This window comes from Enterococcus florum (genome assembly GCF_004309355.1).
Lineage (GTDB): Bacteria > Bacillota > Bacilli > Lactobacillales > Enterococcaceae > Enterococcus_A > Enterococcus_A florum.
The window spans coordinates 74,303-90,997 of sequence record NZ_BJCC01000022.1; the positions used below are offsets into that span (position 1 = coordinate 74,303).

General features: G+C 40.6%; 6 protein-coding genes. All 6 read left to right on the forward strand.

All coding sequences use genetic code 11. The features are described from left to right. Window positions 1-335: 335 nt before the first annotated feature. Window positions 336-3,464 carry a leucine-rich repeat protein gene (locus NRIC_RS13005; protein WP_146623134.1) on the forward strand — a complete coding sequence of 1,043 codons (3,129 nt, stop codon included), beginning with the start codon at window positions 336-338 and terminating at the stop codon, window positions 3,462-3,464. Window positions 3,465-3,615: 151 nt separating this feature from the next. Beyond that, window positions 3,616-6,075 (forward strand): LuxR C-terminal-related transcriptional regulator, encoded by a 2,460-nt coding sequence (locus tag NRIC_RS13010; protein WP_146623135.1) that lies wholly within the window; start codon window positions 3,616-3,618, stop codon window positions 6,073-6,075. Between the two features lie 1,207 nt (window positions 6,076-7,282). Further along, entirely contained in the window at window positions 7,283-10,393 is a 3,111-nt protein-coding gene (locus tag NRIC_RS13015) for a vWA domain-containing protein (RefSeq protein WP_146623136.1), read from the forward strand. Further along, entirely contained in the window at window positions 10,390-11,103 is a 714-nt protein-coding gene (locus NRIC_RS13020; RefSeq protein WP_146623137.1) for a pilin N-terminal domain-containing protein, read from the forward strand. Before NRIC_RS13015 ends, NRIC_RS13020 begins: the two co-directional genes overlap by 4 nt. After that, window positions 11,100-12,755 (forward strand): SpaH/EbpB family LPXTG-anchored major pilin, encoded by a 1,656-nt coding sequence (locus tag NRIC_RS13025; protein WP_150136657.1) that lies wholly within the window; start codon window positions 11,100-11,102, stop codon window positions 12,753-12,755. The genes NRIC_RS13020 and NRIC_RS13025 overlap by 4 nt, the downstream gene beginning before the upstream one ends. A gap of 555 nt (window positions 12,756-13,310) precedes the next feature. Then, a complete protein-coding gene (locus NRIC_RS13030; RefSeq protein ID WP_146623138.1) occupies window positions 13,311-16,454 on the forward strand; it encodes a SpaA isopeptide-forming pilin-related protein in 3,144 nt (1,047 codons plus the stop codon). Window positions 16,455-16,695 lie beyond the last annotated feature (241 nt).

Genomic DNA, 16,695 nt, shown 5'->3' on the forward strand with positions numbered 1-16,695 from the left:
ATCGCTTCTCTTATTTTCGCGAGTATTCGGCTTAGTTCTAAAAGAGCTGCTTCATTCACACCAACTATGCGTTTTTTTAAAAGGCTATGACAGGTATGTCAAAGCTTTTTTTGTTTGCCAATAAATTGATTAAATATTATTTTTTGGGATAAATTCCTTCAGGTAACCTAGAAAATTTATTTTATTCAAACTGCAGAAAAAAAATAAAAAAATAGAAGAGGAATAGCGGCTTTTTCCGTCATGAAATAGTTTTTACCATCCATTTTGAGGAAGATTTCCCTTTTTTTTCTCGTTATACTCACAGTATGAAAAAGACATAAAAGAGGGTGATGTAAATGAAAAAGAAAAAGGGATTCTGTACCCGTATGACTAGGATTAGTACTTTAATAATGGTAGTGGTTATTTCTTTATATACACTTTTTTCGCATCCGTTGCAAGCGTTCGCGAAAGAAAGCATTGTTGGGACAACGAGCAGTACGGTTGTCAATAAAAAGCAGAAATCACCAGAGTCAGCACCTGAAAATTCGAAGTTTCTTGTTGAGTCCGAAGAAGCGGCTCCTACACAGTCCACGGATGAAGAAATAAAGCCGTCACAAGCTGAGAAAGAAGGAGAAACAAGTAAAAGTGAAAAAGATTTAGGACCAGTTCAGGCGACGAGCAATGATGACTCTGCAGAAAAGCCTGCTAATTCCAATCGCCAAAGCCACTCCACTATGGCAGCCGCTACGATCGATTGGGAAGGCGTCGCTTCTAGTCTTGGAAATGTTTACTATCGGCTTTGGTCAGACGGGAGGGCAGGTGTCGTCCATGGGAATCAGATTGCTGAAAACGCGACTATTGAGATTCCTGATACTGTAGTATTGAACGGAAAAAATTACGATGTCGTCCATATTTATGAGAACGCATTTCTCAATAATAAAAAAATAAAAAGCCTAAGATTTACAGGGAATTCCAATTTAGAGTACATTTTTGAAGGAGCCTTTGAAGGCTGTACCAATTTAGAAAAAATCTATTTTGAAAAGTGTCGCTATTTAAGAGAAATCAGAGCCAGTGCCTTTAAGGGATGTACCAAGTTGAATTATGTTTCATTTGATACTTGTGAGAGGTTAGTTGCGATTGGCTCTTATGCGTTCGCTAAATGCGGAAATCTAGCAGTTGCATTGGATTTTTCAAACTGTAAAGCATTGAAAAAAATTGAAGAGCGAGCGTTCAGTAACTGCAAAAAATTGAGTAGTATTTCATTTGAAAACTGTGAGAAATTAGAGGAGATCGGTCCTTATGCGTTCACATATTGCGAAGGATTGTCAGGCACACTGGATTTTTCAAGCTGTAAAACGTTAACAGCGATCGGCGATGAGGCGTTCAGTGCATGTAAAAACATTACTTCATTAAATTTTGGTAGCGATCCTGCTTTAAAATCGGTAGGAACACAATCATTCCGTGACTGTGAGGGATTGGGCGGTACAGTAATCAATATTCCGGATTCAATTAAGACGTTCGGTGAAAAAACGTTTATGAATACAATCAATGGTTACAAAGAATTGCATCACCAAAAAATTGCTGAAGTAAAAGGGGTGCTGCCAAATTTAACAGTAGAACCGATCGCACTCCCTGCTGAAGCTGAAGCGTATGAAAGTAAAGTTGATAGTTCGAGAAACAAGACATTGCTTCATAAAGGAGCGAAATGGACAAACAAAGAACGGACAGAGGCGGAAATTCGAATTGATTACGGGTACAATTTTGATCGAATTGCAAACGTAGATATTGTATTTGTAATGGATTATAGTGCCTCAATGCTGTCACCCACACCAATAACAAAAAATGGAGTGAACTATAATTATCCTAGAGCCTATCTAACGGATGATATAGTGAATGATGCTTCCAAAATGTTTTTAGAAAGCGATCAGCTAGGATACGATAATCGTGTGGCAGTAGTAGCATTTGGAGATAAAGAGGAGCCACTCTATACGTCAAACTTTATGACTACCTCTGATGAGGTAAAGAACCATCTCATCAAAAGCCCTTCCTGCTGGGCACAAGACACAAACTACGATGCGGGAATGAACGGGGCAATCAAGTTATTAGAAAATAATAAACAGCAGGGACGAGAACAAGCGGTTATTTTTTTAAGTGATGGGGAGCCTAATAGAGGAAATGGTATCAGTCAAGCGGATAGTCTACGTAAGAATGGTGTAAATGTTTATCCTGTAGCGATGTATGCTGAAAATAATGGTACACCTGAGGCGCTAAAAAAACTTTCTCACGATGAAAAAACTGTCTACGTCGCAGATGATACGGACTCATTCGAAAAAATCATGGCGGATGTGGTAAAAGATGTGATCAACCACGCTGAACCCTTGACCGTGAAACTAGAAGATGTGTTGGGCAAGGAATTTGAATTGCCTTCTGGTACGCAAGCGGACTTTGAGCTTTCTCCTGACGGCGGCAGTGTGATCGTCAGCGCAGACAAAAGAAACATTACTTGGGATTTGCGTGATTGTGCTCAAGGTGTAGCCCATACGTTGAAAATCAAGGTACGGGTAGAAGAAGGGAAAGAATTTGTGACCACTGGGACCTTGGAAACGAATGAGTCGTTAGAAGCCATCAGTACCAAGAATCCTCTAGATCCTGCAGAATGTCTTGAAACAGTAGAGCAGCCGCAGTTAGATCGCTATTTGGCCCATTTCGAATTCAAGAACGTCAGCTTCCCAGGCAAAGAGTTGCCGGAAGAAGTCAGAAAACTGCTTCCGCTTTCCAAAGGTGGCTTCGCCAATAACACACCGGTTCAAGCCGATCAAGTGACCAATAAAGTTCGAACAAAAGACGGACAATGGTGGGAGTTCCTGGGCTGGGACGAGAATGAGAAGACGATTGCCGGGAAAGATATTCTGTTCAGCGGGGGATGGCGTTATGTCGGTTATGACTTCAGTTTTATCAAACAAAATGAAGAGAACGTGGGATTACCGAACGCAGAATTTAGTTTGTATGTATGGAAAGGCAATGGTTCGCCGAAAGAGTCTGATCTAGTCAATGATGCTAGTTTAGCCGCAGGTAAATGGCAATTGATTGACACGCAAACGAGTAGGGCGGATGGACGGGTGGATTTCTTGGAAATCCCGGTTCAAGAAGGACGCTATTTTCAGTTAGTCGAAACCAAAGCGCCATTTTTATATGTTCACCCGCAAGGGCAGTGGCGCTTGACCTTTAGTGAAGAAGATGGGTTTTTCGAAAATGATCAGATCATTGGTCTGCCCGGTAAGGATGGACAGCCGCCAGTATTTGAGAAGATTCCAGAAGGCGAACACCAAGGCATGTGGCGGATCATAAACAAGCACGCCAACGGAGAAATGCCGGCAACTGGCGGCAGAGGATCCAGCAGCTTTGCCATCGCCGCTTTGATCTGTTGGGGAATTGGGATGAGTGGTCTGGGTGGCTGGCATCTATACAATCGCAAAAAAAAATAAGCCCTTTTTGAGTCGCAGGGAGGTCGCTTAAAATGTGACAGCCCTGCTCTCTCCTTAGAGTGAAAAACCAGCCGGAATTTTGGAGAAATCTAACTAGTTATTCATCCCATTGGTTCCTGTGATAAAATAAAAGTAAAAAGAGCGTGATAAGATGGAAGAAAATCACAAACATCGAGTCGAAGGATTACTAAAACAAGCAATGCATCATGCCGTCATTTTGATTGAAGCGGCGCCTGGATATGGTAAGAGTGAACAAGTAAAAGCCTTTCTTAATGAAAGAAAGAAAAATTATGCTTGGTTACGCCTCCGCAAGATGGATAATCATTTGTTTTTTCATTGGAAACAATTGTTGAAAGCGCTAAATGAGATCATGCCCGAAAAAAAAGAAGCCTTGCACGCGCTAAGCATGCCCGATGAACCCGCTCAAATCGCCGAATTGATCGAGATTATTGAGATGAATGATGAAGAAGCTGTACTGGTGATTGATGACTACAGTCTATTGACGGATCAAAAAGTTCTCTTTTTGTATGAAAACCTTATAGAAGCATCGTTTGAAAAGCTGACCCTCATCGTTATCAGCAGTCGGAAAACAGAGCTTGGCCGGCTATGCATCAAGAGTAATGTCTCCTTTTACTTGATTGGCGAAGAAGAGTTAAGGCTCAGCAGTAAAGAGGTCCAGAGCCTTTTTAAAAAGAATCGTCTTTCAATCACGCAAGAACAAGCTGAAAAACTTACTGAAAAATGGTATGGTTGGCCGCTGCCGTTATCGATACTAGCAGAACAGCATACGATGGCCGATGAGACCTACACAGGATCGTTAGAAAAAATCCAACAATTGTGCTATTTCTATTTGTATCGAAATTATTCTAAACAAACGAAAAAGCTATTGATTAAATTAGCCTTAGTGGATGTGCTCCCGTTAAAATTACTTGATTCACTAGATGAGGAAGACCGTGAGTTGTTGGAAAATCACCCAATGTTTTTCTTCGATTATAAAAAAGGGGTCATCCATATTCAAGAAACCTACAAAGAGTTTCTGAGAGGGTATCAAGCAAAATTGTCAGACACAGAAAAAAAAGCAGTGATGCAACTGGTTGCGACCATCCTTTTTAAACAAAATGATTTAGAAGAGGCCTTGCCATTACTTCTAAAGAGCGGACTCCAAGATCAAGCGGTAGAAGCAATATGGCAATTGATGACGCCTACTACTGATTACAATCAAACGTTGTTCCTCTTCGAGCAGTCGAAATTGTTATCAAAAGAATATCTGGAGGAGCATCCGCGAGCAGAGTTGCAACGGGTTTCGCTGCTTTTCTTTCTTGGAAAAACAGACCGAATTGAACCAATTTTAACTGAACTTTTGGAAAAGCTAGAGGACAAAGCGACTTCGGATAAAGAAATACTGGGAGAAATCCATTTTATGCTTTCTCGAATCATGAGCATGAAAGGCGAAGTCAGTTCTTTGGAGCATATCAAAATTGCCAGTACGTATCTTCCGGATGGCAGCCGTTACTGGGGAGAGCCTGCACCGATCATCTTAAAAGCTTCTTGGCTGCGCTTGCCACGTTACGAAAAAGGCGTGAATGATCAGCTGATAAAGGCCCAGAAAATGTACGAAGCCGTAAATCCAAGTATAACGATTCTGTTGAAGGGAAGGAACATTTACGTTGACCGCTTTTTCGCCGCAGAGATCGCTTATTATACATTTAAAATAAAAGAGGCGAAAGTAAGATTTTTAGAGCTGCTGTATATTGGGAAGAACGATCAGATCCCGGAAATCATTTTGCTTGCTAGAGAGTATTTATTACGCATTGGATTAGTAAAAGGCGAATTGCAGGAAGCGCAAAATCAATTAAAAGAAATTGGTAAATTGATTAATGAACTGGAACTTTATCAATATAACGGTCTTCATGCACAATTAACCGGTTGGATCGCTTTGTATCTGCAAAGTGTAAAAGATGTCCCTAGCAGGATGATCGAAGAATCTACCCGTGAAAAATCAAAATGGGAAATTGTTCGAAATGGGTTTACTCAAGCAAGGTATATGATTCAAACCTACGATTTTTGGGAAGCGATCGCGTTGCTGAATTATTTGGAAGAGGTCTATCGGGTATATTCAGGTCATTGGTTGAGTCTGATGTATGTCAAAATATATCGAGCCATTACTTATTCTAAAATCGGCAATCGTGAGCTGGCGATCAGAGATCTTGAAGCCTCGTATGAAATGAGTTTCGGAAACAATATAATTACACCATTCATTGGCTGTGCCGGGGATATGCGGTATTTGATCCAAATTGCGCGTGAAGATGCGCAAGAAAAATTTGATGATACTTGGCTGGACCTGATTTTCACAAAGGCTAAAGGACTGGAACGGAAAGTAGGCACACTACGTAAACAAAATGACGCAGAAAACCAAACCGTCAAACTCACACCGCGCAGAAAAGAGATCCTGCAAGATTTAGCCAAAGGATTAACAGCAGAAGAAATTGCAGAGCAGCGTCATATCGCAGTGACCACCGTTCGCACCCACATCAAAAACATTTATGGTGATCTGGGGGCTGTCAATCGAGCGGATGCCGTCCGAATCGCTGTTTCGAAGGGTTTGATTTGACAACTGGAGGCTTTTTACGAAGATGACGATACTCATTTTTTAGAGAATAAATGAATCGATATTACGACAATGATTCGCCTAGAAACAAGCCAATACTGAATAAAAATAAGTCGCCGGAATAACCGATATCATTATTCCAGCGATTTTTTTGGTATTTATTGACCTATTGAAACGTAGTTGATTCCTTGCAGTCATTGAATTTGAATCACTGCTCAATGGAACAGGAGCTGTTATGAAGGTGTCGGGAACTTAGCAAAGGTGATGAAAGAAAAGAATCAAGCGACCATCATGCGAGCAGGTGTATAAAATGGAGGAGAATTTTTAGAAATTTAGGAAAAAGTCTAATTGAACAAAGGTGCAGCAAGATACATTCAGAAGAATTTTTCTGGCTGTATCTTTTTTTAGTTTCAAGAAAAAAATTGTCGTCTCCGTTCATTTTTTGAAAGACGATGGATTCATTTATTGAGATAAAGCGGTTAATAGTATGGATAACCCAATAGTATCAACTGGTAATAAATAAACTAGCTTTATGAACACATGAAATTTTTTTCGATGAGTGCTCTTTGTCTTCTTCAGAGAGAGGTCAATATGTTAAAAAAAGCTGATTGAAATCATTAGGATGCGCACTATTTATTGAATAAAAAATAAAATTTTTGAGTATTGAATTTTTCTTTGAATTGCTTGATTGGTACAGGATGAATAAGCAAAATTCTAAAATGAATGCTTTTTGATATTTTTTTCATTTTTTTCTCATAAAAAAGTATGAATAGGACGAAAAAATAGCTAGTTAACAAAAAAATTGAAGAATAAACCAAGTAAGTCCTTATCGCTTCCATTACAAAATAAATAACGGTTTTTGTAGAGTAAATTTAGAAAATAACTAAAAACATTTATTTTGAAGAAGGGCATCTAAGAAGAATTAGAAAGGATACAAGTGGTATAGACAAAAAAAGGTTGATTATAAAGTCTTTTTAAGACTTTATATACCAAAAAGAGTATTTTTTTTTCAATAAAAAAATACTCAACAACTTAAATTCTAGTTAACAAAAACAAAAAATAACGTATCTAGGTATCGCGATGCTTGTGGATTAAAAGAGAGTGAGAAAAAAAAGAACGAGGGTGTTTTTTTTTGAAAAAAAATATAAAAAATGAAAATCGGTTAGAATGTAATAGCTCAGGCAAAGTAAGAAAAGAAGGAGGAGGGAAATTGAAAAAACTAATAAAAGTAGTTAGCCTGGCAATAGCTTTCTCATTTTTATCTCATCTTTTGCCGACTGCAAGAGCATACGCGGAAACTGGAACTGCTTTGGTCAATGAGCAAAATGTCAAATTGACGTACAAAGTAGAAGAAAAAGGGGCGTTTAATCATTGGCATCTTGAGATGGATAGAAAAAGTGATACGCCAAATGGACGTCAACGCATAAAGTTCAAATGCACAGACACTCAAGGAGATCCAATCGAATACCAAAAAGCAAATGGTCTAAAAACTGAAAACGATTGGTATGTAGAAGAAGAATTCTCAGCATCGGAAAAACGAGAATGGACTTTTGCTGTACCTCAAACGCAACAAAAACTGCAGCTTTACCTTCGATTAGAAGAGGAGCTGGAGGAGAACGATGAAACGATCATTGAAGAAACCATTTTTAATGATGGTGAACCTTATGTGTTGGTTAATCCGACACAAGTCACAACGAGTTCAGTTTATTCAGGAGAGATTTCGACACTGTCAGAAACGGGAATACCATTTTCGATAGCGAATTATTCACAAAATTTGCCGTTGTATGGGGAACGTGAACCAGAATATACCACTGATGCGACAGGAGTTTATCCAACGCATTCATGGCAGCCGAAAGATCAGAAAAACGTCATCAACCATCAAGGGATGCGAGACAATGTGGCTGGTTGGGACGGTGTGACTACCTGGGACACTTCGGCGGATGATCGAACAAACTCATATTTCCATTATGGAAGTCGAGGAACCGACAAAGAAAACCTGTCGATTCGCAAAATGGCGATGGAAACAGATGTTGAAGATGAGTTTTTGATTCGCTTAAATGTTCGCGGGAATATCAATTATGAGCCAGGTGTGGATATTGTGTTCATTTTGGATGCTTCCAATTCAATGAATACAGATCCATTCAATCCAAAAAACAACAGAAAAGGAAAAGCCAATGCGGCAATGAAAAAGCTGACTGAAGAGTTAGTTAAGCTGAAAACAGATGAAGATGCGAATCTTCGCGTTGGTGGAGTTATTTTCGGAACGGACGTAGCAAGCAGGCATGCTGTTAGTGAGGATACAACCAAATGGACGAACTTGGCAACAACCTATGAGAAAACGCAGACTCAAGGACAAACGTTTACTCAAAAAGCGATTCAAATAGGAAGTGATTTGCTAGAGGATGCAGGACAAGGCGCAAATACAAACCGCAAAAAGATGATGTTTGTTTTGACAGATGGTGCACCAACAAAAAGTTGGACCCCTTTGTCAAGAGCAGGCGATGATGCGCCACATTCCTTGAATAAAATTGATCCTGTGATTGTAGGAACCTTTAATCAAGGAAATAAACCTAATTATAATATAGGACAAAATGTAGGTGGCAACGGTGGTGATCCCTTTGCTGCAGCAGTGCTGCCGACGGGACATAAGATTACCAGTCATATCACTTTAGCAAATTCAACCGCTTTTGCGATTAAACAAAAAGGGGTAGAAATTCATGCTCTTGCTGTTGCCATTACTGATCAAGGTGGATTTACTAAGTCACAATTGTTAAGTGGATTATCTAGGATGTCCACGCAAAGGGCAGGAACTTCGGGAACATCTGATTCCCATTATTTGTTCCAGCATATCGAAGATTCAGCAGATGTGACTAGTTATGTTATGGATTGGTACAAAATTGTCACACGAACTGTTGATAATGGAAAGCTGCTTGATCCATTAGGGGACATGGTAACTCTTGTTGATGGCCCAACAACGAATCAAGTAGCGGGAGATCCATTGAATCCAGTGCCGAAAGCAAAGGCGACAACAGATAAGCGGACGATCACATTAGGCAATGATACGTTGACCTATCTGTCCTATGGCCAAGAATTACAGATCGAATACCGTGTGAAGCTGAAAGCGGAAGCGGAAGAAGGTAAATGGTATCAAGCGAACAAGCCGACTATCTTGGAACCAACTCCTGAACGAACCAGTGACAAACTAGACTTCGGTGTTCCTTCAGTACGAAAACCACAACGCATTTCGAAATTCGAAATTCCGGTTCAAAAAAATTGGACGGATACTGGCAATCAATGGACACTACGAACAGAGAAAATCGATGCTGTCTTACAAAAGAAAGATGGAACTACATGGACAGATATTAAAACGATCGAGTTGGATGCTGGCAATGGCTGGAGCGGGAGCTTCACTGACATTGAAGGCGGCGAAGCCAATACCTATCGTGTGGTTGAGAAGATTGAAGGCAAAGATAGAGTCTCAGGCTATGAAAAGCCGACGTATTCTCAAGAAAGCTTTACTTCAGAAAATCTAGCGGCTGGCGGAATCGTCATCACCAATAAACTGATGAAGACCGATACTTCCTTTACGAAAGTCGCTCAAAATGGACAGCCATTTACAGGGACGGATCTGCCGAAATTCAATGTGACACGCGATGACGGCAAGTTTGCAGCAGCAGATATAGTGCCAAATGCCAGCGGCGTTGTTTCTATCCAAGGTCTTCCAATAGGTACGTATAAGATCGAAGAGAGTTATGTGCCGCAAGGATATCAAAAAATGTCTGATTTGGAGCTAGTGATCGCTGAAAATACAGCGGGAACGGCACTAACTGCGAAGATCAATGGTCAAACGAATTTCCAAGCTGTGAATAAGCTGAACGATTTCACCGCAGAGATCAACAAAGTTGATGGGCGCGGCAAGGAGCTTTCAGGTGCAGCGTTCGAGCTGAAGAAACCAGATGGCACCAAAACGACGATTGACACAGGATCGACCTTCAATTTTACAGGGTTGAAACCTGGTAAATATGAATTGAAGGAAACAAGAACTCCAGAAGGTTTTGTAGGATTGAAGGATGTCTTCAAATTTGAGATTCACGAAGATGGTCGTGTGACTTCTGATACGAACTCAAATGTGGAAGTTACCAGTTCACTTAGTCATAACAAAATCACGATCGTCGTCGAAAACATGATGGGCAACCCATTGCCGAGTACAGGTGGATTCGGGATCAATTCAATGCTGAAAATTTCAGCAATATTTGTTGGTTTAGGCAGCCTGTTGGGGATCGTGTACGAGTATGTAAATAGACGGAGGGGCGTCCAATGAAAAAAATAGCCGCTTACTTTGGTCTGATCCTTTTAGTGATCAACGGATTGTTTGTACTGCCTGCCTATGCCGTGGAGCAGAACCCCGTAGAAGTTCAAATCGATACAAAAAAAGAAGGAAAACTTGTACCTGGAACAGAAAATGTCGACTTTGCAGTCTATGACTTGAGCAACTGGCGGCATACCAATGACCGAACGGAAAAAGAAGCCATGGGATTTCTGATGGATGAGCAAGTCACGAAAGAAAAAATGCAAGAATTCGTAGCAGCAGAACAATTACAGGTCGTGCATGAATCGATTCGTGTGGATCGTGAAGGCAAAGCTGTTTTCACCGTTGAACGCTACCAAAACAAAAAGGATGCAGCCTATCTCGTCCTTGCCAAAAACGAAACCAGCGACCAGCTCTTGCTGCCGATCGTGATTTATTTGCCACAGTATTATCTGGATACAGAAAACGAAAGTAATCAGTTACTCATTTATGGAAAATACGCGGACAAAGAAGTTCCTCAAGAACCAAAGAAAGAGGAACCGCCAACACGCACGGAGGTTGTTCAAAAGACAACAGAATTAACTCAGGGATTACCATCTTCCAGCAAGTCGTACCCGCAAACCAATGATGTCGCGACAAACGGTATCGTATTGGGCGGATTAGTATTGTTACTTGCGGCGATGGGTCTAATAAAAACTAATTTAGGGGGAAATAAGGAATGAAACGCAAATTAATGACAATGTTAGCGGCAGCAGCATGCATCGTGCCGTTGGCAACAGGGGTCTTTGGCTTAGGAAGTACAGCCGAAGCAGCCGAAGAAGTGAACGTAACACTTCACAAAAAGAAAATGGATGAGTTTCCATCAGAAGCAATCAAAAATGACGGGAAGATCAACAGTGCTTTTGATCACTTCCAAGGCTTAGAAGGTGTTGAATACACACCTTACGACATCACTGAGGATTTCTATAAAACTTTAGCTTTAACAGGTAACGAAACAAATGAGCAAGCGAAGGAAAAGACAGAAAATTGGATGAAATCGTATGTCTTCAATCCGTCAAAAGCAACACAAGCAGCACCAATGGATACAACAGATGACAAAGGCGAAGTGACGTTCAGCGGACTAGAAAAACGTGCTGCTGACGGAACTTACAAAGTTTACTACTTTGCAGAAAAACTTCCTTCAGGCTACCAACATGATGTGAATCCAACAATCTTAGTCTTGCCAGCAATGGACGGTTCTACTGAATTAACAGACATTCATTTGTATCCAAAAAATAAAGTAACAGACAAACCTGGACCAGAAAAAATCTTGGTTGACGAAGACGGCAACCAATTGCCAGCTCTTCCAGCAGGTGAAGACAACTACACATTTGAAATCGGCAAATTAATCAACTACAAAGCTTCTTTCAACTTCCCTAGCCAAATTGGTGATGTGAAGACAGTAGATGCTGATACAAACGAAGTACAAACGCGTTACAACAAATTCACCTTGGTCGATAGAGTATCAAAAACGGGTGTGAAATTTGAAGGAATCTCAAAAGTTGTTATCAACGGCAAAGAAATCAAAGGCGCTGAATTGACAGAGTTTTATACACACATGACGTTGACTCCTTATGGAACAACTGCACCATATGCTGATGCTGCTGGATTTGATTTAGCTGCGAACTTGAACAGCGAAACAAACCTTACAGATGCTGCGAAATATGCAACATCTAAAGCGACTGCTGATTACTTGAAACAATTTGCTGGTCAAAAAATCGAGATCGTTTATGGGATCTCATTGACTGAGCATACAGACGTGGATACTGAAGTAAAGAATGATTTGAAAGTCAACATGACACATGATGGCAATGTAGATGACAACCGTGGTGTAGATACGCCGCCTCCTGGTGTTCGAACTGGTGGACGTAAATTCTTCAAACACGAAGCTGGCAAAGAAACACAAGGCTTAGGCGGAGCAGAATTTGCTGTTGTCAAAGAAGCTGGCGGCAAAAAATATTACTTGGTTCAAAATGCAGCTAAAGAAGCAACTTGGGTAGAATATACTAATAAGAGCGAATTATCTGGCGCAACGAAATTCAAATCTGCAAACGATGGAACATTTGAAGTTGTTGGTTTAGAATATGGCGAATACGCATTGGTGGAAATGAAAGCACCAAATGGCTTCCTATTGTTGGATGATGATTTCGATTTTTCAATCAATAATGGATCTTATACGGAAACAGACGCATTGTCTAAAGTAGCAAACGTTTCTTCAGGCGGCTTCTTGCCATCAACTGGCGGCATGGGGATCGTAGCATTCCTAGTTGTGGGTATGGGCTTGATGGCAGTAGCGCTGATGAAATACCGTCGCTTACATGACCAAGCAATCTAAGCAATAACGAATAAGATGCACGGACATACAATTGTGTCAGTGCATCTTTTTTTGCTAGTTCTAAGGTTATTAAAGGGTGACTCTCTACGAACGATTCTTAAAATTTCTGTAATAAAATAGAATAATCTTTTTTCACAATTTTATTTAAGATTTACATGAGTGGAATAAAGTGACCTTGTAAACGGTTCAATTTCAAGCTTTATGAATCACTTTTTGGCAGATCACCTGAGCGATTGTTCAGGTGATTCTTTTGTGTAGTGCGTGGATTCTTAAAGAAACCTTGATAAATAAAGGTTTTCAGGCAATTGGTTTTGCCAAAATCAAATACGCATTACTAAAAAGTTTAAATTGCTATTTACAAAAAAAATATTCATTAACTTAATTCAATCTTCTTTATTAGAGAAAATAACGTAAAAATTAAAACGTTCGTTATTTTCTTAGCGTTTACCCATCCAAAAAACAACGATGTAAATACTTTTTGTTAAAAAGCGAAAATTCACCGAATTGTGTACACTATAGGTGCTCAGGCAGATAAGAAAAGAGAGGAGAGAGAAATTGAAGAAACTAAAAGTACTACTAAGCTTGGTAATTGCTTTCTCGTTTTTTTCTCATTTTATGCCAATCGGGATACGAGCATTCGCGGATACAGCGATTACTTTGATCAGCGAGGATGGTTTTTCTCTAACCTATAAAGTGGAAGAACAAGGAGAGGTGAATCATTGGCATCTGGTGATGGAAAGGGAAAGTGATACGCCAAACAAACGTCAACGTGCAAAATTCAAATGTTTAGATGCGGGAGGACAGCCAGTTGAATACCAGTTGGTAGATGGTATGGATGATGAAAAGGGGTGGTTAGTAGAAGAACAGTTTTCGGAATCAGAAAAACGCGAGCTGACGTTTATCACTCCACAGGAGGTCACACACCTGCAACTCTATGCTCAGTTAGAGGAAGAACGGAATGAAAATAATGAGAAGGTCATTAAAGAAACGGATCTTAATGAAGGTGACCCGTATATTCTGCTGAATCCTAAGAATGAACCAGTGAAAAAATCTGTTTATTCTGCGAACGCAGAGTTGACAACCCAAAGCTCTAGGCAGTATCAATCCATGTATAATGAGAGACTTCCTGTATACACAACGGATGAAAACGGAACGTATCCAGAGCATCATTGGATACCGGAAGGTCAAACCAATGTTCGGAATCATCAAGGAATGAGAGACGATGTTGCAGGCTGGGATGGTGTAGAAAGCTGGGATACCAGTCAATCCAATTTTTCAGATTCCTATTTTCACTATGGTAGTAACGACGCCTTGAAAAAAGAAAACTTATCGATTCGAAAAATGGCGATGCAAACCGCTAACCCAGAAGAATTTGATATTCAGCTGAATGTTCGCGGGAATATCAACTACGAGCCTGGGGTAGACATCATGTTTATTCTAGATGCTTCAAGTTCGATGAATACAGCTCCTTTTCTTCCCGGCGATAGAAAAGGAAAAGCGAATGTAGCCATGAAGTCAATTATAGATGAACTTGTAAATATGAAGACGAATGACGGTGCGAATATTCGAGTAGGTGGCGTTATCTTTGGGACAGATGTTGTACATAAAGAATCTGTTTCTGCAACTACATCAAAGTGGACAAGTCTGGCACAAACCTATAAAAATATAATGACACAAGGTCAGACATTTACTCAAAAAGCAATTCAAGTGGGTAGTGATTTGCTGGAGACTGCTGGACAGGGGGAACATGCGAATCGAAAAAAAATGATGTTCGTTTTGACAGATGGTGCACCGACAAAAAGCTGGAACCCTGTATCTAAAGCAGATGACACTGCGCCACATTTGCTCAATAAAACTGATCCAGTGATCATCGGAAAATTTGATCAAGGTTCTCCGCCAAATTATAAAAGTGGTCAAAATGTAGGAGGGAATGGAGGAGATCCTAAAGCTTCTGCGACTGGAGGTTCATATCCGAATCAGTTCGCTATCACTAGTCATATCACACTAGCCAATTCGACTGCTTATGCTGTCAAACAAAAAGGGGTGGAGATCCATACTCTTGCTGTGGCGATTGAAGCGCAAGGTGGCTTTAGTAAAAACCAATTGTTGAGTGGTTTAGCCAGAATGGCAACTAGAAAGACAGGAACCGCCGGAACAGCTGATTCTGACTATATGTTTAGACACATCGAAGACTCTGATGATCTCACTAGCTATGTTATGGAATGGTATAAATCCATTACGCGGACAGTTGAAAAGGGGAACTTGATTGATCCTTTAAGCGATATGGTGACCCTAATAGGGAACCCTACAATAACAAGAACATCAAGTAGCACTCCTTATGAAAATTGGGCATCTATAGAGTACGACGATCCCAGTCGAACCATTAAAGTGAAGGATATTAACTTAACTAGGAATCAAGAATACATTATCAATTACAAAGTTAAGTTGAATACGGATCATCCGCAATTTGTGCCAGGAGAGTGGTATCCAGCGAACAAGGCAACCACATTGGAACCTACACCTGAACGATCGAACGATAAACTACATTTTGGTGTTCCGTCAATCAAATACGGCAAAAAGGATGTTCAATTCGATGTCCCAGTCAAAAAGGAATGGGTAGATACGGTAAATGGTGAAGCAAACTACTGGAAGCTCCGAACGACCTCCCTGACTGCTGTGCTGCAAAAACAGGACAGTACAGTTACAGGTGGATGGCGTGACGTAGACAGTCTTCAATTGGATCCAGGAAATAGTTGGCAAGGAACATTTACTGGCGTAGAGGGCGGATCGGAAAATACTTATCGTGTGATTGAAAAAGTCAACGCTCTGACTAGTGTCCCAGGGTACACCAAGAATATCTCAGGAGGAAGCTTTACTTCGGAAAACGTACCAACGGGAGGAATCGTCATCACGAATACTTTGATGACGACCGATGCTTCTTTTAAGAAGGTCTCTCATGACGGGACGACACCCTTTGATACAGACAAGCCAAAGTTCAAACTAACGAAAACAGGAATTAATATCGTTGCAGCAAGTAATGTAGAACCGGGAGATGATGGAACAGTAAGTTTTCAGGATTTGCCGCTAGGAAGCTATGAAATCGAAGAAACCTATGTGCCCAAAGGACATAAACCAATCGGACCGCTGGAATTAGTTGTGGCAGAAAATGCGGACAAGACGGGTTTGGTAACTAAGATCGAAGAGCAAGAAAATTATGTTCTTAGGAATGAACTGCAGGATTTCTCGATAGAAGTCAACAAAGTCGATGAACGTGGCAATCCTTTACGTGGAGCATCCTTTACCCTAAGTGGACCGAATAGCTATAGCCAAGAGCTCAACGATGGACCGTCCTTTGATTTTTCAGGCTTGAAACCAGGAGATTATACACTGACGGAATCACAGGTCCCTTACATGTGTATCGGTATGGAGGACGCATTTCATTTTACGATCAATCAGGATGGAAGCTTCACTGCAGATTCTCATTCGCTGGTAACCATCAGTGGAGGAATAACCGATTCGGGAAACAAGTTGACGATACATGTCAAAAACTTTGTGTCAAAACCAATGCCTAGTACCGGAGGAAATGGAATCAGCTCAATGCTGAAAGTTTCTGCATTGTTTGCAATAGTCGGAAGTCTAATAGGTGTTGTGTACTGGAGTATGAACAGAAGGAAGTGCAACCGCAGCAAACCAGAGTAAAGGTTGCTTTGACAAAAGTGGACGTGGTTCAGCGTGGAAATAGGTTAAAATCAAACGAAGAGGATCTTCAGTTCTATTCCTTTGGCTATGCATCAAACAAATAGAAGAATATCCAAAGAAGCCGTATCTGATAAAGGTACGGCTTCTCAAGGTTATTTTAGAGGATGTACTGGTCTGAATGGCGTACCATTCTGGTGGAATAGAAGGCAACACGATTGCTTTGCCGCAGACTGTCTCGATA